This is a genomic window from Corallococcus sp. AS-1-6 (assembly GCF_020037015.1).
Taxonomy (GTDB): Bacteria; Myxococcota; Myxococcia; order Myxococcales; family Myxococcaceae; genus Corallococcus.
Genome location: NZ_JAIQDE010000007.1, coordinates 244,060 through 266,444, shown reverse-complemented (window position 1 = coordinate 266,444; position 22,385 = coordinate 244,060). Strand labels below are relative to the sequence as shown.

Here is a 22,385-nt window from a genome sequence, read left to right as displayed (position 1 = left end):
CTCACGGCGCAATCAGTCATCGGGCTGTTCGGCGGAGACGGCCAGGTCGTCCGTGAAGGGCGGGAGCGCGGGACCCAGCGACTCGGACTGGACGAGCACGGGGGTCTCCACCCTCAGGTCGGGGGTGTCCGCGAAGACGGGCTGGCGGCGCGGGGGGCCCTGGGTGACGAGCTTGCGGAAGTCCTCGAACTCGCGGCCCTGGATGCGGGTGAAGGCGTCGAACGGGGCCACCGCACCCACGGAGGACAGGGACTGGGACAACGCGTCTCCCCCGCCCTTCAGGTCCACCAGGACGGCGCCCGGCACCCGGGTGCTCTTGAAGAGGACCCGCATGTCCCTGGGCACGTGCGCCACCGGCACGAGCGCGGCCTCCGCGCCCTTGGCCTCCAGCATCTTCACCGCCGACTCCACGTTGGGCACCGGCACCAGCTTGAAGTGCTTCTGGGCGTCCAGGTCGCCGCCCAGCACCACGTGGGAGACGAACTTGGGGTCCGAGGAGCCCGCGCCCTTGACCAGCGCCATGCGCTTGCCGGCGAGGTCCTTCACGGTGCCCTTCTGGAGGGAGATGATGGCCCAGCGCTGCTGCGTCTCACCGGCGCGCGGGGCGTACGCCACCGCCTCCGCCCTGGCGCCCAGTTGCACCGCGGCCCAGCCGTCCACCACGGCGAAGTCGATCTGCCCCTCCCCCACCGCCTTGGAGAAGTCCTCGTAGCGGCCGAAGCTCTTGGCGCCCACGGGGCGGCCCAGGCTGGCCTCCAGCTTCTGGGCGAGCGCCTCCGCGTACTGGAAGCGCTCCTGGCCGTCCGACAGCGTGGTGGCGAGGAACACGCCCAGCGTGGCCTTCTTCGGCGCGGCGGAGGCGGGGCTGGCGACGGAAACAGCGAACAGCGCGGCGGCGAGCAGGAGGCTCCCCCGCGCGACAAGGGATGGCGTCTTCACGGCGTCTCCTCCGCGACCCCGGCGGCCGGCGTGACGCCCTGCGCGTCACCCAGTCCATAGAGGCCCTGCAGGCGGTCCTTCCATTCCCGCACCTGGGCGGCGCGGAGGCCCGCGCCGGAGGCCAGGTAGCGGCGCCAGGCGTCCACGGCCTCGGCGGGTTCATGCCGGCGCTCCTGCGCGTCGATGCCCAGGTTGAGCGAGGCGACGGGCACGGACGTCTCCAGGCGCTTCCACGTCGCGAGCGCCGAGCCGCTGTCGCCCTGGCGCCAGTCCACGCACGCCAGGTTGTGCTGCACCAGCACGTCGTCCGGCGTCGCGGCGAGCGCGGCCTTCAGCGCCTTCTGGGACGCCTTCATGTTGCCGGAGGCGTACGCGAGCGCGGCCTCACGCCGCAGCAGCGCGCCGGTGAGGTTGCCCATCCACTTCGGCTGCCCGGGCATGGGCTTCCTCTGGGCGGCGGTGAGCAGCTTGCGCGAGGGCGCCACCTTGCCCTGGCGGTAGAGCACCCACGCGTCCGCGAGCGCGCGCGTGTTGGGCCACGCCCACTCCGGCGCGGGCGTGAGGGAGCGCTTGATGCCGGCGGTGGCCTCCGCGAACCTCCCCTCCTCCGCGCGCGTGAGCGCCCGGGCGAAGGCGGCCAGCTTCGCCAGGTCCGCGCGCTTGCCGGTGCCCAGGCGGTCCACGGCGTCCAGGTCCCGGTTCGCCGCGGCGGCGTCGCCCGCCTCCAGCTTCGCCAGGGCCCGGCGCACCAGCACGCGGGGCAGGTTCGCCTCCGCCACCTTCGCGGCCGTCTTGGAGGGGCCCGCGTCCGTCAGCCGCTGCACGGCGGCGTCCACCTGGCCCAGCTCCACCTCCGCGAGCGCGGCGCCCGCGGACGCCTCCGCGCGCTGATCCGGCTCCTGCGTGGCCTCGCCGGACTGGGTGAAGGCGGCGAGCGCTGCTTGAGGGTCGCCACCGCCCAGCCGGGCGTAGCCCAGCAGCAGGTGCTCGCGCCAGCTCACGCCCGGCAGCGTCACCGCGCCCTCAAGCACCTTGCGGGCCTCCGCGAACTGGTGGCTGTCCAGGAGCGCCGCGCCCAGCCGGCGGGCCATGGGCACGGAGCGGTCCAGGTCATAGGCGCGGCGCAGGTCGCGCACGGCGTCCTCCAGGCGCTGGGTGCCGGCGCGGTCGCGCGCGCGGTGGGCCAGGGCCCGGGCCAGCCACTGCTTCGCGCCGGGGTGGCCGGGTTCGGCCTGGAGCGCGCTGCCGTAGTCCTCGATGGCCTGGTCCCACTGGCCGGTGGCGAAGTGATCCGCGCCCAGCAGCATGTGCCCCAGCGCCTGACGCGGGGCCATCTCCACCACGCGCCGGTGCACCTCCACCGCGCGCTGGTAGCGGCCGGCGCGGCGGTTGACGGAGCCCAGCGTCGCCCACAGCTCCAGGCTGCCGCCGCCCGACTTCACGGCGGACTCCAGGAACTGGATGGCCTCCTCGTGGCGCGCCTGCGCCTGGAGCGCCTTGCCCACGGCGATCTGCCCCATCAGCAGGCCCGGCTGCAGCTCCAGCACCTTGCGGAACTCCGCCTCCGCCTGCGCGGGCTGCTTCTGCGCGAGCCGCACGTCACCCAGCAACAGGTGCGCGGCGGGCGTGGAGCCCAGCTTCATCAAGGCGGTGGCCTGGAGGTCCGCGCGCGGCACGTCGCCCGCGGCGAGGTACAGGCGCGCGAGGCGCTCCTTCGGCTCCGCCACCTGCGGGAACTTCGTCACCAGCCGCTCCAGGAGCGCGCGGGACTCCGCCACCTTGCCTTCCATCTCCAGCACGGCCGCGAGGCCGATCTGCGCGGTCGCGGACTCGGCCCGGCCGGCCTGCGCCTTCTCGAACGAGGCGCGCGCGGCGGCCGCGTCCCGGCGGATGAGGTGCGCCTTGCCCAGCAGTTCGTGGATCTGGAAGTCGTTGCCCGCGAGCTTCTCCGGGCGCAGCACCAGGTAGCGCTGCAGCCGCGTCACGGCCCGGTTCCCGTCCTGGACGTACAGGTAGTAGCTGGCCAGGTAGTAGTGGACGATGAGGTGGTCCGGCTGATCCGCGGCGGCCACCTGCTCCAGCACCGGCACCGCCTCCTGGAAGCGGCGCAGCTTGAAGTACGCGGTGCCCAGCGGGTACGCGAGCGACAGGTCCCGCGGGTTCTGCGCGAACACCGGCGCCAGGCGCGTCGCCGTGCGCTGGAAGTCCTGGAGCGCGTTGGCGGCGCTGCCCAGGCCCGCGGCGGCGAACACGGACTGCGGCTCCTGCGCGAGCGATTGTTCAAAGAGCTGGAGCGCCTTCTTGAACTTCTCCTCGGCCTCCTTCTTGTCGCCCTTCGCGAGCGCGGCGTTGGCGGACACGAGGACCTGCTCGCCCTGCTCCGTCATGCGCTGCGCCTCGGTGGCGGGCGGCGGGCGGAACTGGGCGAGCGCCGCCGGAGGGCCGGCCAGGGTGGCCAGCAGGGCGAGCGCGGTGGAGACGCGGCGCGGGGAGCGGATGAATGGGCGCATGCGGTTCGTCACGGCGAGGGGGCGGGGCTGAATTCGGCGACGATGACGGTGATGTCGTCGCGCTGGGGCTGACCGGCGCTGAACGCGCGCACGTCCGCGAGGAGCGCGTCGCGGAGGGCGTCGGCGGGGAGGTGGGCGTGGGTCTGGAGCGCTGCGGCCAGCCGCTGCGTGCCGTAGAGCCGGTTGGCGCCGTCGCGCGCCTCCGTGAGGCCGTCCGTGTACCAGACGATGATGTCGCCGGGGCTCAACTGCGCCTGGCGCGACGTGAACTGCGACGCCACGTTCGCGCCCAGCAGCGGACCGCGCGTCGGCAGCGACGCCATCTGCCGCGTGTTCCGGTTGTAGATGGCCGCCGCCGGGTGGGCGCCCGCCGCGTAGTCGATGCTGCCGCTGTACACGTCGATGACCGCGAGCGCGCTGGACATCTGGTGCTCGCCGCGGCCCACGTTGGCCAGCGTCACGTTGAGCGCGGTGATGAGCATCTGCGCGTGCACCTGCGACGGCTCGCGCAGCGTCATGGCGGAGGCGAAGCCGCTGGTGGCGCTGGTGGCGACCAGCGACGTGGACAGGCCGTGGCCCGTCACGTCACCGATACCAATGACGACGCGCCGGTCGTCCAGCGCGGCGCGGAACCACCAGTCGCCGCCGCACGCGTCCGCGGGCACCACCAGCCCGGCCAGCCGCAGCGGCCCCACCGTCACGGCCTCGCGGCCCGGCAGGAGCGTCTCCTGCACCGTGCGCGCGAGCGACACCTCGCGCTCCAACTGCGCCTTGGCGCGCACGTCCTCCAGCAGGACCTTGATGCGCTCCGCCATGTGGTTGAACACCACGCCCAGCGTCGTCACCTCGCGGCCCGCGCCCGGCGCCGTGCCCGCGCGGGCGCCCAGGTCACCGGCGGCGAGCTGCATCACGCGGTGGGTGAGCACGCCCAGCGGCTTGGTGATGCGGCGGCTCTGGAAGGCGGCCAGCACGCCGGCCAGCACGACGAAGCCCACGCCCAGCCCCACGATGCGCAGCGTGTTGGCGCGCACCGCGGCGCGGTTGGTCTCCTCCAGCTCGTGGAGCTGCTTCTGCAGGTCCTCCAGCGAGTAGCTGATGACCACCACGCCCTTGCCGCCCTGCGAGCCGTAGTCGAGCGGCTCCTGGAACTCGAAGACGGGCTGGCCCTGGAAGAAGGCGCTGGCCCAGCGGCGCTCCGCGGTGCGGCCTCCGGAGGACTCGCCCAGCTTCGCGGCCGGGTCGCTGTCCGCGACGAGCTGCCCGTCCGCGTCGAACATCTGCACGCGCAGGATGTTGTGGTTGTCCGCGATGATGGAGCGCGCCACCTCCGTGAGGAACGCGTAGTTGTTGTCACGCAGGCTGGTGGCGGAGGTGAGCGCCAGCGTGTGGCTCACCGTCTGGCCCAGCTCGCGCGCCTGGGACTGGAGCCGCTGCGTGAAGCGGTCCGACGTCGCGGTGAGCTGCGCCTCCGTCGTCTTCGCGGACAGCGCGGCGAGCAGCCCCACGATGACGATGACCAGCGCGCCCGTGGTGAGCAGCAGCAGTTGATCCAACCGCAGCCCGCGGATGGCCGCCACGTTGGGCAGCTCGCCGGCCTCCATGGGCGCGATGACCGTGCTCGTGGGCTCCACGGCCGGCAGCCCCAGCGCCCCCGTCAGCCGGGTGGCCGTGTGCTCCCCGCGCAGCGCGGTGAGCTCCCGGGAATGCGTGCCGGTGTACTCCGGAGGAGGAGGCGGGGTGCCGGGCGCCGCATCGGACGCATCAGGTGATTCGGGCACGGGGTCGAGGCGCGTGTTCGTACGGGACAAAGGCACACCTGGGGGAGCCCGCGTCGTGACGAACGCGGTCGGGGCGGGGCGGACTGTATCGCACTTCCTGATTGACGCGAGGAGTCCACCTGTCGGGCAATTCCTCGCGGGTGCTCCCTCCGCCGGTCCCCCAGCGGCCGTGCGATCAACCCGGACCGGGAGCGCTCCTGGAACAGCACGTCACGGGGCATGGATGAGTTCCGCTCATTGCCGCGTCGCGCCACCCCGGGGGCGGAAAGGTGCTGGCGAACACGGCGGCCAACAGGTCCTTGAGCCGGGAGGCCGCGTTCGGAGTATAGGGGCGTCCCTTTCTTTCCCTTCGAGGTCCTCCGCCCGTGTCACGGCCCCGGTTGATCAAAGAAAACTCCGCGCCGCTCTCCCTGCCCCGAGAGCAGCTCATCCGCATCCATGACCTGATGGTGAAGGCGCGCGTCCTGGAGGAGCGCCTGATCCAGATGTACAAGCAGGGCCACGGCTACTTCTGGATCGGCGGCCCCGGTGAGGAGGCGTTCAACGTCCCCCTGGGCATGCTGATGAAGGTCGGCGAGGGCCCGGCCTACGACTACCTGCACGCGCACTACCGCCAGTCCGCGACGCTGCTCGCCATGGGCGAGGAGCCCATCGGGGCGCTGCGGCAGATGAAGAACACGGCCACGGACCCCTACTCCGGCGGCCGCAACTTCGCGGGCCACTTCAGCCGGCGCTCGAAGAACATCGCGCCCGTCACCTCCCCCATTGAGGTGCAGTACGCCATCGCGCCGGGCACGGCCATGGCCCAGAAGCGCCACGGCGGCGACGGCATCAGCATCGTCACCGGCGGCGACGCGGGGACGGCCGAGGGCGATTTCGCCAGTTGCCTCATCTGGAGCAGCCGCCCGGCGAACCCGCTGCCCATCCTGATCATCGTCACGAACAACAAGTGGGGCATCAGCACCACCTCGGACGGCCAGCACGGCGAGACGAACATCGCGGACCGCGCGCGCGCCTTCAACATCCCGGCGAAGGTCATCAACGGCAATGATCCGGTGGAGTCCTACCAGGAGCTCCAGGCCGCGATGGACTACGTGCGCAAGGAGCGCAAGCCGTACTTCATCGAGGCGCGCGTGTCGCGCCTGTACGGGCACTCGTCCGCGTCCGGCGCCAACTTCGTGAACGAGGAGCAGGACTGCCTGCGCCTGTTCGAGGCGCGGCTGGAGCAGGAGGGCGTCCTCGACCGCAAGCAGATGGACGAGGCGCGCAACCGCTACACGGAGGAGCTGGCCGCCGCGGCGCGCACCGTGCGCGACGAGCCGCAGCCCTCTGGCGACTCCATCTGGGACCACATCTACGCGGAGAAGAAGTAACCATGGCGAACATGGCACAGGCCATCCGGATGGCCCTGCACTACGCGGAAGAGAACCTGGGCGTCACCGACATCTTCGGCGAGGACGTGGGCGCCCCGCTGGGCGGCGTCTTCACCTGCACGCAGGGCCTGAAGACGGCGTGGAACAGCCCCCTGGACGAGCGCGGCATCATCGGCGCGGCCATGGGCCTGGCGATGGCGGGCCACCGCCCCGTCGCGGAGATCCAGTTCTGCGACTACATCTACAACACCATCGACCTGCTCAAGCTGGCGGGCAACACGCACTGGGCCACCAACGGGGACTGGGCGGTGCCCATGGTGGTGCGCACGCCCGTGGGCAGCGGCATCCGCGGGTCGCTGTACCACTCGCATTCCTTCGACGCGACGATGACGCACATCCCCGGCTGGAAGGTCGTCATGCCCTCCACGCCGCTGGACGCGTACGGCCTGCTCATCTCCGCGTGCCAGGACCCCAACCCCGTCATGTTCCTGGAGCCCAAGGCGCTGTTGCGCGTGAAGGGCGAGGAGCGCATCCCGGGCGAGCCCGACGACGACCGCGCGCTGTCGAAGATGATCGACGCGCCCCTGGGTGACCGCTCGCAGTGGAAGCCCCAGTGGCCGCTGGTGGAGGCGTTCGCCATCCCCATTGGCAAGGGCAAGCTCGTGCGCGAGGGCACCCAGGCCACGGTCATCAGCTACGGCCGCACCATGCCCCTGTGCATCAAGGCCGCCGCGCAGTTGGCGGAGGAAGGCCTGAGCGTGGAGGTCATCGACCTGCGCTCGCTCTGGCCGTACGACTGGGAGATGATCAAGGCCTCCGTCCAGAAGACGGGCCGCGTGCTCTTCGTCAACGAGGACACCGAGGTCACCAACTTCGGCGAGCACCTGGTCCGGCGCACCGTGGAGGAGCTGTTCTACTCGCTGCTCGCGCCGCCCCGGCTGGTCGCCGGCAAGTTCGTCCCGGGCATCGGCCTGGCGGACGCGCTGGAGATGGCGTCCGTGCCGCAGCAGAACGACATCACCACCGCCCTGCGCTCGCTCTGCCGCGAGCAGCCGTAGGGCCGGCGCCGGTTCCGCCCCCACCGCAGAAAGACATCCGGGCCGCCGTTCCTCTTTGGAGGCCGGCGGCCCAGTCGTTAGAATCCCAACTTCCGTGTCCCAGCCCATCGTCCGCACCATGACCCCCGCCCCAGACGCCAACGCCTTCCGGATCCGCCGCGCGCGTCGCGGCGACGCCGAGGTCATGGCCCAGCTGCTGCGTGAGCTGGGCTACCCCCAGGGCACCGATCAGCAGACGGTGCACTGGGTCATCAGCCATCCGGAGATTGAGATCTTCGTCGCGGGAGACCCGCAGGACCGCGCGGTGGGCATGGTGTCCTTCTCCCACCGGCCGCAGCTTCGGCTGCGCGGGCGCGTGGCCACCGTGGACGAGCTGGTGGTGTCCGAGGGCTGGCGCCGCCGGGGCGTGGGCCGCGCGCTGCTCGCGCAGGTGGCGCAGCGGGGCAAGGTGCTGAGCGTGAAGCAGTTGCAGCTCATCGCCCCCATCAACGTCACCGAGGAGACGCGCGCCTTCTACCGGGCGTGCGGCTACGTGGAGGGTGACTCCGGGGTGTTCCGCCACTCGGAGTACGAGCCCCAGAAGTAGCGGCAGGGTGCCGCGAGGGCCCGGCGTGCTGGCCGGGCACCTCCCGCGGCGGATGCGGCTTCAGCGCTTGAAGCTCGCGACCACGCGGCGCAGGCGCTCGTGGTCCTCCTCGCTCACGTCGATGAAGCGCACGCCGATGGCCTCCGCCTCGTCGCGCACCCAGGCCACGACGCCGGTGAGGTGGAACTCCTCCCCGTCGATGACCATGGCCAGCCGCACCTGCGCGCCCACGTCGTAGGACTTGCGCGTGCGCAGGCACAGCCCGCCCGCGGACAGGTTCAGCGAGTAGGCCCGCAGCGCGCGCGCCGCGTCCTCCATCTGCTCGAAACGCACTTCGAACCGCGCCGCCACGCGCTCCTCGGCGCGGCGGTTCATGTACGGGTCTGGCTCCACCGGCCCATCCAACTTCGTGTTCATGCGCACCCTGACCCCCTCGGTTCTCAAACCGGAAGTGTCGGCTGGTTTCCAGGCCCGGTTCAAGGGCCCCCGGACAACGGAATGGCTCGTGTAAGTCCCAGGCTACTTCGACGCCAGGAGTTTCCGGATGAGTGCACGTCTCGTGTTGTTGGGTGGCGCCCTGATGCTGGGGCTGTGGGTGGCGGGCTGCGATGACGGCGGGACTGTCCGCCCGCCAACGGATGGCGGGACCACCCTGGATTCCGGGGCCGACGCCGGAGATTCCGGGACTGTCGACGCGGGTGATGGCGGCGGCGGTGGAAGCTCCGACTTCGCGTGCAACGTGACGAAGCAGGAGGGCTGCGCCGCGGGCCAGAGCTGTCTGTACACGGACCTGGCGGACGGCGGCACGGGCAGCCAGTGCTTCGCGGCCGCGTGCGACGTGGTCCGCCAGGACTGTCCGTCCGGACAGCGGTGCACGTACGTGGGCTCCGACGCCGGCACCACCGAGCGCCAGTGCGTCGCGGCGGGCACCGCCACGGAGGGCGCGCCGTGCACGCTGGCCGAGTCGCCTCCGGGCCAGACGTACGACACGTGCGCTGCGGGCCTGTACTGCAAGGACGAGTCGCAGGGCGACGGCGGCGTCGGCTTCTTCTGCCGCGAGCTGTGCCACGCGACCTCCGACTGCGGCACGGGCGAGTGCAACACCGTGCTGCGGCTGTCCGGCACGCGCGAGCTGCCGCTGGTGTGCGGCCCCGCGTCCGCGCGGTGCGATGCCTTCGCGCAGGACTGCGAGAGCCCGCTGGCCTGCTACCCGGCCGCCACCGGCTCGGTGTGCGCGGGCCAGGGGTCGCGGACGGAAGGCGCGGCGTGCGAGTTCAGCAACCAGTGTTCACGGGGCAGCACCTGCGTGATGACCGGCGGCGGCGGCGGCGCGTGCCGGACGCTGTGCCGCCTGCCCTCGGGCTCACCGGGGTGCGCGAACGGCGCGACCTGCCGGCCCATCAACAACAACGACGGCGACGTGGGGGCCTGCGTCCCGTAGGCAACGGATTGCCCACGGAAGGCCGCGCCCCTGCCCGGGGTGGCGAGCGCGCGGGTCCTCCAGGGGCCCGGCCCGCCACCGCGTGGGGGAAGTCCTGCGCCGTCCGCTCCCTGGCGGGGGATGTTCATGGCCCGCTGGGATTGGCGCGCGCCATGAATCCCCGGGTCGCCACGCGGGCAGATCGTGCACATTGTCTTGCGCCGGGAGGTCGTGGGCATGGGTCTGAGGAAGGCGCTGCGCTGGGGGTGCTTCGGAGCCCTGGGCGTGCTGGTGGGGTGTGGAGGCATGGATGACGGCCGCTCGCCCGAGGAGCCCTCCGGGCAGGGCCGCACGGACGCGGAGGTGACCGCGCCCGCCGCCGAGGGGTCCGTGGAGGCCGCCCCCACGCTGACGCTGCATGACGGGCACCAGGTGCAGGCCACGCCGCCCGTGGCGCCCCTGCCCACGAAGTTCCAGCCCGCCTTCCACCAGTCGCTGCGCGAATCCGTCTCCGTGGGGACCTTCACCACGTACCGGCTCAAGGTCCCCCTGGGGCGCGCGGGCAGCCGCGTGCGCGTCACCTTCCGCTCCGGCGACGGCAGCCTGACGCTGCAGCGGGCCACGGTGGCGAAGGCGGGCAACAACGGCGCGCTGGACTCCGCTCCGGTGGCGCTCACCTTCGGCGGCCAGCCGGGCTTCACCACGGGCACGCGCACGCTGGTGACGTCGGATCCGGTTTCCTTCCCGGTGGGCTTCCGCGACGAGCTGGCCATCTCCTTCGAGGTGAAGGGCGCGCTGGGCAAGAGCCGCATCCAGGCGTTCCCGGACAGTTGGATGAAGGCCGGCGCCTACGCGACGACGCAGGGCGCGCTGGGCGGCCAGGCCTGGGAGTACGCCACGGGCGTGGCGACGGTGGACGTGGAGGGCGCGCCGGGCCGGGCCTTCGTCGCCATTGGAGACAGCATCACGGAGGGCTACACGGGCACGTTCAACGACACGCGCAACGCGTGGCCGTCCCGGGTGGAGAAGCAGCTCGGGGTGCCGGTGGTGAACTCGGGCGCGTCCGGGCAGGGCTTCTGGGACGCGAACCTCCAACTGCCGCAGGAGGTGCTCTCCCTGCAGGGCGTCACCGACTGCATCGTCCTCTTGGGCGTCAACGACCTGGCCGCGGAGGGCATGACGGTGCCGAAGCTGCAGCAGCGCATGACGCAGTTGCTGGATCAGCTCCAGCCCCTGTGCCGGCTGTGGGTGAGCACGCTGCTGCCCAAGGAGAAGATGGGCGCGGACGGCGGGGACTTCGAGCTGATGAAGGCCCAGCGCCACGAGTTCAACGCGTGGCTGCGCTCCCAGACGCGCGCGCAGCTCATCGACCTGGAGGCCGTGACGCGCCAGCCGGGCAACGTGGACCTCTTCATCGACGGGCTGGAGGTGGACGGCATCCACCCGTCCGTGGAAGGCCACCGCGTGATGGCGGACGAGGTGGCGCGCACCCTCAAGGCGAAGGGCGGCCTGTAGCGGCTGCCCGGCGGGAAAGCGCACGGAGGGTTGAATAGTTTCGGGTCCGCCGCGTCCTGGCCGTGTTCCCTGCCCCTTCCCACTCCCCGGAGCGTCCCCCATGCGCACCCTCCCCGCCGCCCTCGTCGTCGCCTGCCTCGCCCTGCCCTCGCTCGTCCACGCGTCCGCGCTGCGCTGTGAGAACAAGCTCGTGTCGGAGGGGGCCTCGCAGACGGACGCGCTGGCCAAGTGCGGCGAGCCGGTGACGAAGCAGAGCAGGACGGAGTACGTGACCCAGAAGGTCAAGGAAGGGACGCGGGACCGGACGCGCTACGGCGAGGCCTCCACGGAGGTCACGACCTCCACGACCGTGGAGGAGTGGACCTACAACTTCGGGCCCCACCGGCTGATGCAGGTGGCCATCTTCCGCGACGGCCGGCTGGTGGACGTGCGCAGCGGCTCCTACGGCTACTGAGGCCCCAGGTACTGCTCCAGCAGCCGGCGCATGAACGCCGGCCGCTGACGCAGCGTCTCCCGCAGGTCCAGGAGGTTCGCGCGCCACCCCGCCATGGAGGCCGGCTGGCTCCAGCGCGCCACCTGGCCGGGCATCTCCAGTTCGAGCGCCTCCACCGCCGCGTCCAGCGCCGCCGTCACCCGCTCCGGAGCGAACGTGTGCTCGGCGTGCCAGAGGAAGCGCTCGACGAAGCGGGCCTTGAACTCCGGCGACTGGAGCAGCCCCCTCAAGAGCAGCGTGGACCAGGGCGCCACGTCCGACGTGCCGTCCAGCACGCGCCCCAGGCTGTCCTGGGCCGGGCCGTGGACCAGGGCGACGTCCAGGTCGTACACGAGCCAGCGCCAGCGGCCGTCGTGTCCATGGGGCGCGTCCGGCTCGGGCTCCTTCGTGCGCAGCCGCCAGAACTTCACGTTGTTGTGCGGCCAGTCCGTGTTGCCCAGGTAGAGCTGCGCGACCTGGTAGTCGATGAAGTCCTCCACGTCCATGCGCGCGCGCACCCAGGCGGAGTGCTCCGGCACCGCCAGGTCGTGCGTCGCCACGTAGTCGATGAGCTCCTGGTAGGGCTGCTCGTCCCCCTCCTCCCCCACGTCCAGGACCCCGGAGCCCTCCAGGATGACGGCCTTCTTGCGGTCCACGCCGTAGTGCGACGCCAGGTAGTACTCGTCCAGGCGCTCGCGTAGTTCGTGCAAGCCCCAGTACTCGCCGTTGAGGAACACGAGCGTGGGACGGCAGGCCTGGAGCGCGAGCCGCGTCTCCGCCAGCAGGCCCTGCAGCACGCAGTCGCGCAGCTTGGTGATGCCCTGGTCCTGTCCGGACGTGCGCACCAGCAGCCGGGTGAACTCCGTCACCGGGGAGACGGGGAACACCGGGCCCGCGAACGTCTTCGGGCCGTAGTCCTCCTTCGCGTACAGCCGCAGGCTCTTCTGCGGCATCACCGCGCTGCCCGTGCCGTGGATGCGCACGCCCGCGTCCTGGTCGAACACGCGCTCGCCGGACGTCTCGAACCACTCCACGTGGACGGGCCGCTCCCACTCCTTGCCGTTCCGCAGGTAGTTGGCCGCGAATGGGTCGTCAGGCCGGGCCTCGGCGAGGAGGCCGGGGACGTAGATGCCCTTCGCCGGGTCGAAGAAGTTCGCCGCGTCGGTGACGAGCGACAGCACCGGCAGCGAGTACGGCGCCCGGCCGATGACGAACGTGCGCGTGCGGACCGGGCCCGCCGGCTCCGCGCCCGCGAACTGCCGGTAGCGCACCACCGCGACCTGGGGCGGCTCCTCCAGCGGCGCGACCCACCGCAAGGCCTCCACCGCGTCCAGCGGCGTCGTGGGGACGAAGGACCACCGCGCCGGAGGCGTGGAGCGCGCGAGCAGCGCGATGGGCGCGGTGTAGCGCGACGACGCGGGCGTGGGCGTGGAGCCGTCCCGCGTGAAGTACGTCCGCAGCCCCCGGGCCGTGGGCAACGCCAGCAGCGTCTCCGGCTGGTAGAGCCCGGGCCGCGCGTCGAACGTCAGGTGCTGGAAGTCGACGCGGGCCCGCGCCTCGGAGCCCCGCCTGTCGCGAGCCACCACCTCCAGCCCCAGCGCGCGCGGGCCCGGCCACCAGGGCAGGCTCCAGCGGACACCGTCGATGTCGGCGTGGCCCAGGAAGCGCCCGTCCTCGAACACCTGCACCCGTGAGGCGCCGGCGTCGCTCGACACCGTGCCGAACAGCCGGTGCGTGTCCGGGTCGTGCCCGTCGAGGGTGACACGTGGACCGGAGGGCGGGGGGAGCTCGGCTTCGTTCAGCCGCCGCTCGGGGGCGGGCTCACAGCCGGCCCCGGCGAGGACGAGGAGACCCAGGAGGAGGGGCGCGAGGTGACGGAGACGCATGCGGGTCTCCGTCCTGTACCAGACAATGCTTTGACCTCACACCGCCTTGTGACACAGCGCGGCGGAGGCCCCTTCCCTCAGGCGGAGGGCGCGGCGGCTTCGAGCAGGCCGTGCTTCTGGAGGAGCGCGGCCAGCGCGGGCGGCGCGAGCATCCAGTCCTCGCGCGTGGGCACCCATCGCACGGGGGCTCCGGCGGCGGCGAGCCTCGCGTTCACCTCCGCGATCATCGGGGCGAAGGTGGGCTGGGGCACGTCCCAGCTCCCCACGCCCGCCTGGACCTCCACGGCGCCGGGCTCCACGCGCACCGCGGGCTGGCCCTGCACCGGCTGGAGGGCGAACCCCGGCAGGTACGGCTGCATGGCGGCGGACAGGCGCTCCAGCAGCGTGGGGTCCTCGAAGGGGTGGGCGCCCTCCAGGTCGAAGAAGGTGGGCAACTGCGCCTGGAGCTCGTCGCGCAGCGGGTTGTCCTTGCTGTCGCGCCAGGCGTGCTCGGCCAGGACGCGGGCCTCGTGGGGGACGCGGATCTCCCAGCGCTCCAGGAGCGCGAGCAGCTCCGCCACGCGCTCCACCTCTTCCCAGGGCGGCTCCACGCGCTCGAGCCAGGCCACCTCCGACACAGTCTGGCCCCGGCGAAGGCCCGTCACCCGGTCCCCCTTGCGGAGCTGGAAGGGCGGCGCCTGGGTGAACTCCGGATCCGGATAGAGGGCGGTGTGCAACAACCCCGTGCCCTCTTCCGGGCGCACGCGCGCGAAGCCGTGCTTGGGGTTGATCTCCTCCACGACGAACGTCTCCTGGGCCATGGTCTCTTCTCTAACCGGTGTTCCGCATGCCCGCAGCGATGCCGTTGAGCGCCAGGAGGAGCGGCCGGTCGCACTCCGCGTCCCCGTCCCGCTTGCGCTTGAGCAGCTCCACCTGGAGGAAGGACATGGGGTCCACGTAGGGGTTGCGCAGCGCGATGCTCCGCTGGAGCTGCGGGTTGTTGTCCAGAAGCTTCGCCTCGCCCGTGAGCGACTTCACCGCGCGGCGCGTGCGCGAGTGCTCCTGCTGGATGCGCAGCCACAGGGGCCGCGTGGCCGCGGGGGCCAGCTTCGCGTACCGCGCCGCGATGGCCATGTCCGTCTTGGCCAGCACCATGGTCACGTTGTCGATGACCGCGCGGAAGAAGGGCCACTCCTTGTACATGCGCTGCAGGAGCGCCGCGCCCTCCGGCGTGGCCGCGGACTCCTCCAGCGCGCTGCCCACGCCGTACCAGGCCGGGAGGATGGCGCGCGTCTGCGTCCACGCGAAGCTCCAGGGGATGGCGCGCAGCGTGTCCAGCCCGCCCGCCTTGCGCTTGCTGGGGCGCGAGCCGATGGGCAGCGCGGAGATTTCATCCACCGGCGTGCCCTTCATGAAGAACTCCACGAAGCGCGGGTCCTCCCAGACGAGCGCGCGGTACGCCTTGCGGCCGGACTCCGCCAGCGCGTCGAAGGCGGCGCGGAAGGCGGACTCGTCCTCCGGCGACGGGCGCGGCTGCGCGTCCAGCGTGTGCAGCAGCACGCCGCCCACCACCAGCTCCAGCGTGCGCTGGGTGAGCTCCGGGCGCGCGTACTTGTGGTCCATCGCCTCGCCCTGTTCGGTGGCCTTGTAGGCGCCGGCCACCGTGCCCGGCGGCAGCGCGAGGATGGCCGTCTGGGCGGGGCCGCCGCCGCGCGCCACCGTCTCCCCTCGGCCGTGGAACAGGCGCAGGGGCACGTCGTGCTCATCCGCCACCTGGGTGAGCGCCACCTGGGCGCGGTACAGCGCGGCGCTCGCGGCGAGCAGTCCCACCTCCTTGCCGGAGTCGCTGTAGCCCACCATCACCTCCTGCACCCCGCGGCCCTTCAGGTGCTGGCGGTACTCCGGGTGCGCGAAGAGCTGGCGCAGCACGTCCGGCCCGCCGTCCAGCGCGCCCAACTGCTCGAAGAGGGGCGCCACGTCCACGGTGGCGCACTGCCGCGCCTTGTCCCAGAGCCCCGCGTGCTTCAGGCACTGGAAGGCCGCCAGCACGTCGTCCGCGGTGGAGGCCATGGAGAGGATGAGCGTGCGGCAGACGGACTCGCCGCCCTCGTCCTGGCCCTCGCGCAGCTTCGCCAGCACCTCCAGAAGCCGCTTGCCGCCTTCGGTGGGGGCCGGTCCGCCGTGGAAGGACGCCGCCGCGCTCACCGCGTCCTCCGCGGGGGCCCGCACCTCCAGCTCGCCCAGGCCCAGGCCCAGCGCGCGGACGCGCTCGGACATGCGGCGCACCTCGCGCAGGCCCGCGTGCTCCGCTCTCGCCGCGAAGAGCGACCGCTCCAGCACCGCCAGGTCATCCCCCAGCGCCTCCGGTGAACGGTACGCCCCGGCCGGCAGCGTGGACTCCCTCCCCTCGCGCCGCGCCAGCACGTGCTCCAGCGCCAGCGTCAGCCGCTCCTCCATGAAGCGCAGCTTGCGGCGCCACGGCTCACCCAGCGTGCGCGGCCCCTGCTGCCTGGCCACCTCCGGCAGCGCCTTCGCGTCCTCGTCCAGCGAGCGCTCCAGCTCCTGCGTGGGGCGCGCGTGCCGCTCCGACTGCGACAGCATCCCGCCCAGCCGCTCCACGTCGCGCAACAGCAGCCGCAGCCCCCGGGCGCGGTGCGCGCGCAGCGTGTCCGCGAACACCTCCGGGGTCACCAGCGGGTTGCCGTCCATGTCGCCGCCCACCCACGAATGCACGCGCACGGGCGTGTCCAGCGCGCCCAGGGGCTCGCCGTAGGCGCGCTCGAAGGCCCAGTCCAGCGCCTCCGGCAGCCGGGCCACCGGCTCCGACAGCATCTCCTCCACGTACCAGTGGACGTTCTTCACCTCGTCGCCCACCGTGGGGCGCTCGCGGCGCAGCTCGTCCGTCTGCCACAGCGCGGTGATCTCCTCGCGCATGGCCGTGAGGTTCGCGGCGGACTCGCGCGGGGTGAGCGCGCAGCGGTCGCGCTCTTCCAACAACTGCGCCAGCCGGTAGAGCTTCTCCAGCAGCGTGCGGCGCACCGCCTGGGTCGGGTGCGCGGTGAACGTCAGCGTCACCTTCAGCGTCCCCAGCGTCTCACGCACCTTGTCGGCGCTGACGCCCGCGGCCTTCAGCGTCAGCAGCGTCGCCTCCAGCGACCCCTTCTGGGGCCGGGCGGAGGTGGGGCTCGCGTGGGCCCGCGCGCGGCGGATGCGGTGGTGCTGCTCGGCCAGGTTCACCAACTGGAAGTAGACGGAGAAGGCGCGCAGCACCGGCTCCACCTGCTCCGACGGCAGCCGCCGCAACACCGCCGCCAGCTCCGCCGCCGCGGCGCGTCGTCCGGCCACCGGCCCCCGCCGGCGCTGGATGGCCAGGTGGCGGACCTCCTCCTCCTTGTCGAACAGGGCCTGCCCCTCCTGTTCCACCAACACCTCACCCAACAGCCGGCCCAAGAGCCGGACATCCCGCCGCAGCGGGGGATCCACGGGACGTGTACGCGCCATCACGGACCGGAACCGTAGTCCTTTGGCCCCCCACCGCCCCTACCCATTCTCGGATTTCCGACCGCCAGCGGACGGATGACTCACTCCGTCCTTGCAGTAAAAATTCAACTACCCGGTCTTCCCAAGGGGACGAGCCTTCCACTAAAAAGTGGGCAATCCCGGACCCCGCCGGGATGTCTGACCTGACCCTAAGGAGTGGCAATGCGGAAAAACCCGTCTTGGCTGGCCGTGGGCCTGCTCGCGCTCGCGGCGCCGTCCGCGTACGCGGAGCGCGCGTGGTACGAGAAGCCGCAACCGGACATCGCCCCGCCGTCGGCGTCGCTGCGCAAGTCCGTGGTCCAGGACATCACGGATGACCTGCCCCACCGTCTGGGGGAGCAGCAGAAGGAGCTGAAGGCGCAGGCGCTGCAGCAGCGCCTGGAGGGTCGCGGTCAGCCCGGCCGCGTGCAGAAGCTGGCCAACGGCAAGTTCGTGGAGCTGGAGCTGCAGCGCACGGACCGCATCTTCGTCATCCTGGTGGAGTACGGCACGCAGATCCACCCGGTGTTCGGCAACCCGACCACCAACCCGGGCGGCGACATCCCCGGCCCGCTGCACAACGAGATTCCGGCCCCGGACCGCTCGGTGGACAACACCACCATCTGGCAGCCGGACTACAACCGCGAGCACTTCGAGAAGCTCTACTTCGACACCACTCCGGGCGCGGACTCGGTGGCGAACTTCTACAAGGCCGCGTCCTCCGGCCGCTACGCCGTGTCCGGCGCGGTGTCCGAGTGGGTGAAGGTGCCCTACAACGCCGCGCGCTACGGCAACAACCTGTGCGGCAGCTCCAGTTGCTCCAACTCCGTGTGGCCGCTCATCAGCGACGCCATCAAGGCGTGGACCCACGCGCAGCAGGCCGCCGGCAAGACGCCCGCGGAGATCAAGGCGTACCTGGACACGTTCGACACGTGGGACCGGTACGACTACGACGGCGACGGCAACTTCGACGAGCCGGACGGCTACATCGACCACTTCCAGATCGTCCACGCCGGCATGGGTGAGGAGGTCGGCGGCGGCGCGCAGGGTCCGAACGCGGTGTGGAGCCACCGCTGGTACGCGTACAGCACGGGCCTGGGCCCGGATGGCGCGGGTCCCGCGTACAACCAGAACGGCGGCGCGCGCTTCGGGACAGGCGTGGACAAGTGGGTGGGCGACTACACCATCCAGCCGGAGAACGGCGGACTGGGCGTGTTCGCGCACGAGTACGGCCACGACCTGGGCCTGCCGGACCACTACGACACGACGAACGCGGCGGACAACGGGACGGGCTTCTGGACCATCATGTCCTCCGGCTCGTACCTGAACGACGGCACCACGGACATCGGCAGCCGTCCGGGTGACTTCTTCGCCTGGGACAAGCTGCAGTTGGGCTGGCTGGACTACGCCACCACGGACGCGGGCCTGTACTCGTACCACCGGCTGGGCCCCGCGGAGGTCACCTCGCAGAACGCGAAGCAGGCGCTCGTGGTGAAGCTGCCCGGCAAGCCCGTGCTGCAGCCCACCACCGCCCCCTTCGAGGGCCAGGGCATGTGGCAGGGCGGCCAGGGCAACAACCTGGACCGCGTGCTGGAGAAGACGGTGAAGCTGCCGAGCAAGACGCCCATCACCTTCTCCTTCCAGACGTGGTTCGACATCGAGGAGGACTGGGACTACGCCTACGTCTCCATCGCCGAGGAGGGGGGCTCGTTCGTCAACCTGCCCAGCCCGGTGAGCCGCACCAGCAACCCGTACGGCAACAACCTGGGCAACGGCATCACCGGCACGTCCACGGGCTGGGTGCCGCTGTCGTTCGACCTGTCCTCGTACGCGGGCAAGAAGGTCACGCTGCGCATCCGCTACAAGACGGACGCGGCCTACTTCCAGGCCGGCTTCCTGGTGGACGCCGTGCAGTTGTGGGCGAAGAACACCTACGTCTTTGGCGACGACGGTGAGTGGGGCCACAAGTGGTGGGACAAGTCGACGTTCTTCGTGACGGACGGCACCCACACCCTCTACGACAACTACTACATCGCCGAGTGGCGCCAGTTCCGCGGCTACGACGAGGGGCTGGCCACGGGCCCGTACAACTTCGGCTTCAGCGCGGACGGTCTGTATGACTGGGCGGAGCGCTACTCGTACAACCCCGGCCTGCTCGTCACCTACTGGGACACCTCCCAGTCGAACAACAACGTGTCGCAGCACCCGGGCGAGGGCCGCATCCTGCCCATCGACTCGCGCCCGCAGCCCCTGCAGCGCAGCGACGGCCGCTACTGGTCCGGCCGCGTGCAGACGCACGACGCGACGTTCGGCCTGGACCCCAGCTTCCCGCTGTCGCTCAAGCCCAACGGCTTCCCGCGCAGCGAGTACCCCTCGCAGCCCGCGGTGCCGGTGTTCAACGACACCAACACCTTCTGGTACGCCACGCAGCCGTACGCCGGCGTGAAGGTCCCGAAGACGGGCACCATCATCGAGGTGCTGTCGGTGAACAAGAGCGACACCGTGATGCAGGTCCAGGTGCGTCCGGTCGACTGAGCACCTGACCGCCGTCACCGCTGAGCCGTGAAGGAAGGCCGGCCTCCGCTTCGCCGCGGGGCCGGCCTTTCGCGTCCGGGTTGCAGGAATCCGGACACCGGCGCGAGGCCGGGGATGACGGGCGCGCGCGGGACGCTACGGTGCGCGCCATGGCCGAGTGCCCCGTGGCTGGTCCCGCCTCCCCTTCCCCTCCTCCCGAGCCGCCGTCCGAGGTCGCGCGAAGCGTGGCGCTCGAGCCCGCGGATCCGATCTCCGTGCTCAACCAGGCGTTCCGCGACGCGTACGCCGCGCGCCGTGACGCCGTGCTGTCCCGCATGGGGCCCGTCATCGCGCAGATCGACGACGTGCTCATCCTTCGCAAGGGCGGCCAGCGCTTCGAGGCGCCCGCGCGCACGCGCCGCTACCACGTGTACAAGGCCGTCACCCACGTGCCGCTCGCGCTCCACGTCCTGCTCGCCGGCAAGGGCGCGCTCGATGACGACACGCGCACGCGGCTCCTCACCCTGCGCGGCCTCATCACCGCCTCCCGCGCGAGCCTGGAGGGCCGGGGGCTTCCGGCCGAGGCGCTGGCGCGGCAGCAGCGCCTGCTCGACGCGTCGCTCGCGCTCGTGGACGGCGTGCTGGCGGCGGACCGGGTGACGCAGGCGGAGCTCTCCGAGTTCATCCACGCCCGGGTGCCGGACCTCCTGAAGAACGCCGAGGACGCGGCGAGGGATCAGATCGACACCATGCACGCCTCGGTCGAGGCGTGGAAACGCGAGATGACCGGGGACGAGCGCGGCCAGTTGCGCGCCGTGGTGGCCGCGTCGCACATGTCGCGGCCCGGCAACGTGGCGGCGCAGTACTTCTCCATCACCCTGGGCGACACGTGGGAGGGGCGCTTCCACGAAGAGGATCAACAGCCCGGCAAGCGCGTGCTGTCGTCGGAGGCGACGTTCGACGAGCCCTCCGCGTTCGCGCTGCTGGCCACGCACGTGCTGGACGCGAACACGTCGCGCGGCATCTTCGGCGAGGAGACGCGCATGGCCCGGGACCTGCTCGCGGACGCGGCCGAGCGCATCCTCGCGGGCATGTTCCAGACGTCGCCCGAGCCGCCCGGCACGAGCGCGCCGTAGCGGCTCAGGACCGCGTGAGCGGCAGCTCCACCGTGAACGCCGCGCCCTCGCCCAGGCGGCTCTCCAGGGACACGCACCCGCCCTCGGCCTCCACGATGGTGCGGGTGAGGTAGAGCCCCAGTCCCAGGCCGCCATAGTGGCGCTCGGACACCGCGCGGCCGTAGCGCTCGAAGAGGCGGGGCCGCTGCTCCGGCGGGACGCCGATGCCCCCGTCCCGCACCGTGAGCCGCGCCACGGGCCCGTCCGCCACCAGCCGCACGGACACCGGCGTCCCGGCGCCGTACTTGAGGGCGTTGTCCAGCAGGTGATCCAACACCTGCGCCAGCCGCGCCCGGTCGAAGCTGCCGCGCACCGACTCCGGGGCCTCCACCTGGAAGTCGCAGTGCTCCAGGGCGAACCGGGGCGCGAAGCTCGCGGCCACCTCGCGCACCACCTCCGCGACGTCCACGTCCTCGCGCTGCAAACGGAAGGTGCCGGCGCTGATGCGGGACACGTCCAGCAGGTCGTTCATCAGCTCCGTGAGCCGGCGGACCTGGCGGTGTCCCGTCTCCACGTGGGCCTGGATGACCGGGGCCAGCGGCGAGTCCGGATGCGACTTCACCGCGCGCGACAGCGCCTGGAGCTTCAGGCTCAGCGGCGTGAGCGGCGTCTTCAGCTCGTGGCTCGCGATGGAGAGGAACTCGTCGCGCAGGCGGATGGCCTCGCGCGCGCCCTGGAGCAGCCGCGCGTTGTCCACCGCGAGCGCGGCCACGTTCGCCAGCTCCTGGGCGAAGCGCAGATCCTCGTCGCCATACCGGCGGCTGGAGGTGGTGACCAGGAAGGACAGCGCGCCCAGGATGTGGCCGCGGGCCAGGAGCGGCACGGTGAGCAGCGAGCGGATGCCCACCCGGCGCATCGTCTCCAGGTGGTCCGCGTCCTGCGCCACGGAGCGCATCACCGCCTCCGTGACCTCCGGCACCAGGGTGGACTGGCCCGTCGCCAGCGCCACCGCGGGAGGATAGACGGGCGGCTCCTGGGGCACCGGCGCCAGCCGCTGCACGGCGGCCGCGAGCTGCGCCTGGGAGGGGTCCGCCGTCACCACCTGGGCGCGCTCGAAGTGGCCGTCCGGGTGCAGCACGTCCACGATGCACCAGTCCGCGAGCGCCGACACCGACAGGTTCGCCAGCGACGCCAGCGTGGCGGAGGCCTCCAGCGACGACGCGAACAGCTCGCTGGCCCGCGCGAGGAACGCGGAGCGCTGCTCGCCCAGGACCTGCGCCTGGATGTCGACGCAGGTGCCCACCCATTCACTCACGGCGCCATCCGGCCCCGGTATGGGCGTGGCCCGGACGAGCATCCACACGTACGCGCCATCCGCGCGCCGCAGCCGGTAGCGCGTGGAGAAGAGCGACGGCCCCGCCCTGGCCCGCTCCCACGCCGCCAGCGCCCCGGCCCGGTCATCCGGGTGCAGGGCGAGGAGCCACCCCTGGTCGCGCATCTGCTCCGGCGTCTGGCCGGTGAAGGCCGTCCACGAGGCGGAGACGGGCGTCAGCGCCTCCCTGGCGGGGTCCGTCGACCAGGTGACCTGCGCCGCGGTCTCCAGCAGCCGGCGCAGCCGCTCGGTCTCCTGACGCAGGAAGGCCACCTCCTCTCGCAAGCCGGCCTCCGCGCCGGCGGGGGGCGTGGAGACGCGGCTCGGGTCCAGGAGGGGGGACGTCATG

General features: G+C 72.0%; 16 protein-coding genes. 8 read left to right on the top strand and 8 right to left on the bottom strand.

The genetic code is table 11. From position 1 onward, the window contains the following. Positions 1-12: 12 nt before the first annotated feature. From K8612_RS12695 to K8612_RS12685, 3 genes are read right to left on the bottom strand one after another with little or no spacing between them, the layout of a single operon-like run. Entirely contained in the window at positions 13-939 is a 927-nt protein-coding gene (locus tag K8612_RS12695; RefSeq protein ID WP_223762448.1) for a PhnD/SsuA/transferrin family substrate-binding protein, read from the bottom strand. Further along, a complete protein-coding gene (locus K8612_RS12690) occupies positions 936-3,449 on the bottom strand; it encodes a tetratricopeptide repeat protein (protein ID WP_223762447.1) in 2,514 nt (837 codons plus the stop codon). The genes K8612_RS12695 and K8612_RS12690 overlap by 4 nt, the downstream gene beginning before the upstream one ends. A gap of 8 nt (positions 3,450-3,457) precedes the next feature. Continuing rightward, complete coding sequence (locus K8612_RS12685) at positions 3,458-5,257, bottom strand: PP2C family protein-serine/threonine phosphatase (protein WP_223762446.1); 1,800 nt, start codon at positions 5,255-5,257, stop codon at positions 3,458-3,460. A gap of 335 nt (positions 5,258-5,592) precedes the next feature. On the opposite strand from K8612_RS12685, the gene K8612_RS12680 reads away from it, so the two are divergent. From K8612_RS12680 to K8612_RS12670, 3 genes are all read left to right on the top strand, one after another. Then, a complete protein-coding gene (locus tag K8612_RS12680; RefSeq protein WP_223741494.1) occupies positions 5,593-6,600 on the top strand; it encodes a thiamine pyrophosphate-dependent dehydrogenase E1 component subunit alpha in 1,008 nt (335 codons plus the stop codon). 2 nt (positions 6,601-6,602) lie between these two features. After that, entirely contained in the window at positions 6,603-7,658 is a 1,056-nt protein-coding gene (locus tag K8612_RS12675; RefSeq protein WP_223762445.1) for an alpha-ketoacid dehydrogenase subunit beta, read from the top strand. A 184-nt stretch (positions 7,659-7,842) separates the two neighbouring features. After that, a complete protein-coding gene (locus K8612_RS12670; RefSeq protein ID WP_167594432.1) occupies positions 7,843-8,244 on the top strand; it encodes a GNAT family N-acetyltransferase in 402 nt (133 codons plus the stop codon). A 60-nt stretch (positions 8,245-8,304) separates the two neighbouring features. On the opposite strand, the gene K8612_RS12665 is transcribed toward K8612_RS12670, so the two are convergent. After that, positions 8,305-8,661: a TIGR02266 family protein gene (locus K8612_RS12665; RefSeq protein WP_223741492.1), complete on the bottom strand. Its 357-nt coding sequence runs from the start codon at positions 8,659-8,661 to the stop codon at positions 8,305-8,307. Between the two features lie 127 nt (positions 8,662-8,788). On the opposite strand from K8612_RS12665, the gene K8612_RS12660 reads away from it, so the two are divergent. The 3 genes from K8612_RS12660 to K8612_RS12650 all read left to right on the top strand — a co-directional run bounded on the left by K8612_RS12660 (position 8,789) and on the right by K8612_RS12650 (position 11,633). Continuing rightward, entirely contained in the window at positions 8,789-9,685 is an 897-nt protein-coding gene (locus tag K8612_RS12660; RefSeq protein ID WP_223762444.1) for a hypothetical protein, read from the top strand. Between the two features lie 216 nt (positions 9,686-9,901). Then, positions 9,902-11,179: an SGNH/GDSL hydrolase family protein gene (locus K8612_RS12655; RefSeq protein ID WP_223762443.1), complete on the top strand. Its 1,278-nt coding sequence runs from the start codon at positions 9,902-9,904 to the stop codon at positions 11,177-11,179. A 100-nt stretch (positions 11,180-11,279) separates the two neighbouring features. Continuing rightward, a complete protein-coding gene (locus K8612_RS12650; RefSeq protein ID WP_223762442.1) occupies positions 11,280-11,633 on the top strand; it encodes a DUF2845 domain-containing protein in 354 nt (117 codons plus the stop codon). Here the strand turns inward: K8612_RS12650 and K8612_RS12645 are convergent. The 3 genes from K8612_RS12645 to K8612_RS12635 form a co-directional block, all read right to left on the bottom strand. Continuing rightward, positions 11,627-13,537 carry a CotH kinase family protein gene (locus K8612_RS12645; protein ID WP_223762441.1) on the bottom strand — a complete coding sequence of 637 codons (1,911 nt, stop codon included), beginning with the start codon at positions 13,535-13,537 and terminating at the stop codon, positions 11,627-11,629. The genes K8612_RS12650 and K8612_RS12645 overlap by 7 nt on opposite strands. 77 nt (positions 13,538-13,614) lie before the next feature. Then, a complete protein-coding gene (locus K8612_RS12640; protein ID WP_223762440.1) occupies positions 13,615-14,337 on the bottom strand; it encodes a hypothetical protein in 723 nt (240 codons plus the stop codon). Positions 14,338-14,347: 10 nt separating this feature from the next. Next, a complete protein-coding gene (locus K8612_RS12635) occupies positions 14,348-17,017 on the bottom strand; it encodes a phosphoenolpyruvate carboxylase (RefSeq protein ID WP_223762439.1) in 2,670 nt (889 codons plus the stop codon). A gap of 201 nt (positions 17,018-17,218) precedes the next feature. Here K8612_RS12635 and K8612_RS12630 point away from each other — a divergent pair, with 201 nt between their 5' ends. Both K8612_RS12630 and K8612_RS12625 read left to right on the top strand, forming a co-directional pair. After that, positions 17,219-19,570, top strand: coding sequence for an immune inhibitor A domain-containing protein (locus tag K8612_RS12630; protein WP_223762438.1), 2,352 nt, complete (start codon positions 17,219-17,221; stop codon positions 19,568-19,570). Between the two features lie 164 nt (positions 19,571-19,734). Beyond that, positions 19,735-20,685: a hypothetical protein gene (locus K8612_RS12625; protein ID WP_223762437.1), complete on the top strand. Its 951-nt coding sequence runs from the start codon at positions 19,735-19,737 to the stop codon at positions 20,683-20,685. A 4-nt stretch (positions 20,686-20,689) separates the two neighbouring features. On the opposite strand, the gene K8612_RS12620 is transcribed toward K8612_RS12625, so the two are convergent. Continuing rightward, positions 20,690-22,384 (bottom strand): ATP-binding protein, encoded by a 1,695-nt coding sequence (locus K8612_RS12620; RefSeq protein ID WP_223762436.1) that lies wholly within the window; start codon positions 22,382-22,384, stop codon positions 20,690-20,692. Position 22,385 lies beyond the last annotated feature (1 nt).

What these genes read in the sequence shown, in the direction of transcription:
- K8612_RS12690 (WP_223762447.1), bottom strand. Translation starts at nt 3,449, where the DNA reads ATGCGCCCATTCATCCGCTCCCCGCGCCGCGTCTCCACCGCGCTCGCC.
- K8612_RS12655 (WP_223762443.1), top strand. Translation starts at nt 9,902, where the DNA reads ATGGGTCTGAGGAAGGCGCTGCGCTGGGGGTGCTTCGGAGCCCTGGGC.
- K8612_RS12635 (WP_223762439.1), bottom strand. Translation starts at nt 17,017, where the DNA reads ATGGCGCGTACACGTCCCGTGGATCCCCCGCTGCGGCGGGATGTCCGG.
- K8612_RS12645 (WP_223762441.1), bottom strand. Translation starts at nt 13,537, where the DNA reads ATGCGTCTCCGTCACCTCGCGCCCCTCCTCCTGGGTCTCCTCGTCCTC.
- K8612_RS12620 (WP_223762436.1), bottom strand. Translation starts at nt 22,384, where the DNA reads ATGACGTCCCCCCTCCTGGACCCGAGCCGCGTCTCCACGCCCCCCGCC.
- K8612_RS12670 (WP_167594432.1), top strand. Translation starts at nt 7,843, where the DNA reads ATGGCCCAGCTGCTGCGTGAGCTGGGCTACCCCCAGGGCACCGATCAG.
- K8612_RS12660 (WP_223762444.1), top strand. Translation starts at nt 8,789, where the DNA reads ATGAGTGCACGTCTCGTGTTGTTGGGTGGCGCCCTGATGCTGGGGCTG.
- K8612_RS12640 (WP_223762440.1), bottom strand. Translation starts at nt 14,337, where the DNA reads ATGGCCCAGGAGACGTTCGTCGTGGAGGAGATCAACCCCAAGCACGGC.
- K8612_RS12630 (WP_223762438.1), top strand. Translation starts at nt 17,219, where the DNA reads ATGCGGAAAAACCCGTCTTGGCTGGCCGTGGGCCTGCTCGCGCTCGCG.
- K8612_RS12675 (WP_223762445.1), top strand. Translation starts at nt 6,603, where the DNA reads ATGGCGAACATGGCACAGGCCATCCGGATGGCCCTGCACTACGCGGAA.
- K8612_RS12650 (WP_223762442.1), top strand. Translation starts at nt 11,280, where the DNA reads ATGCGCACCCTCCCCGCCGCCCTCGTCGTCGCCTGCCTCGCCCTGCCC.
- K8612_RS12665 (WP_223741492.1), bottom strand. Translation starts at nt 8,661, where the DNA reads ATGAACACGAAGTTGGATGGGCCGGTGGAGCCAGACCCGTACATGAAC.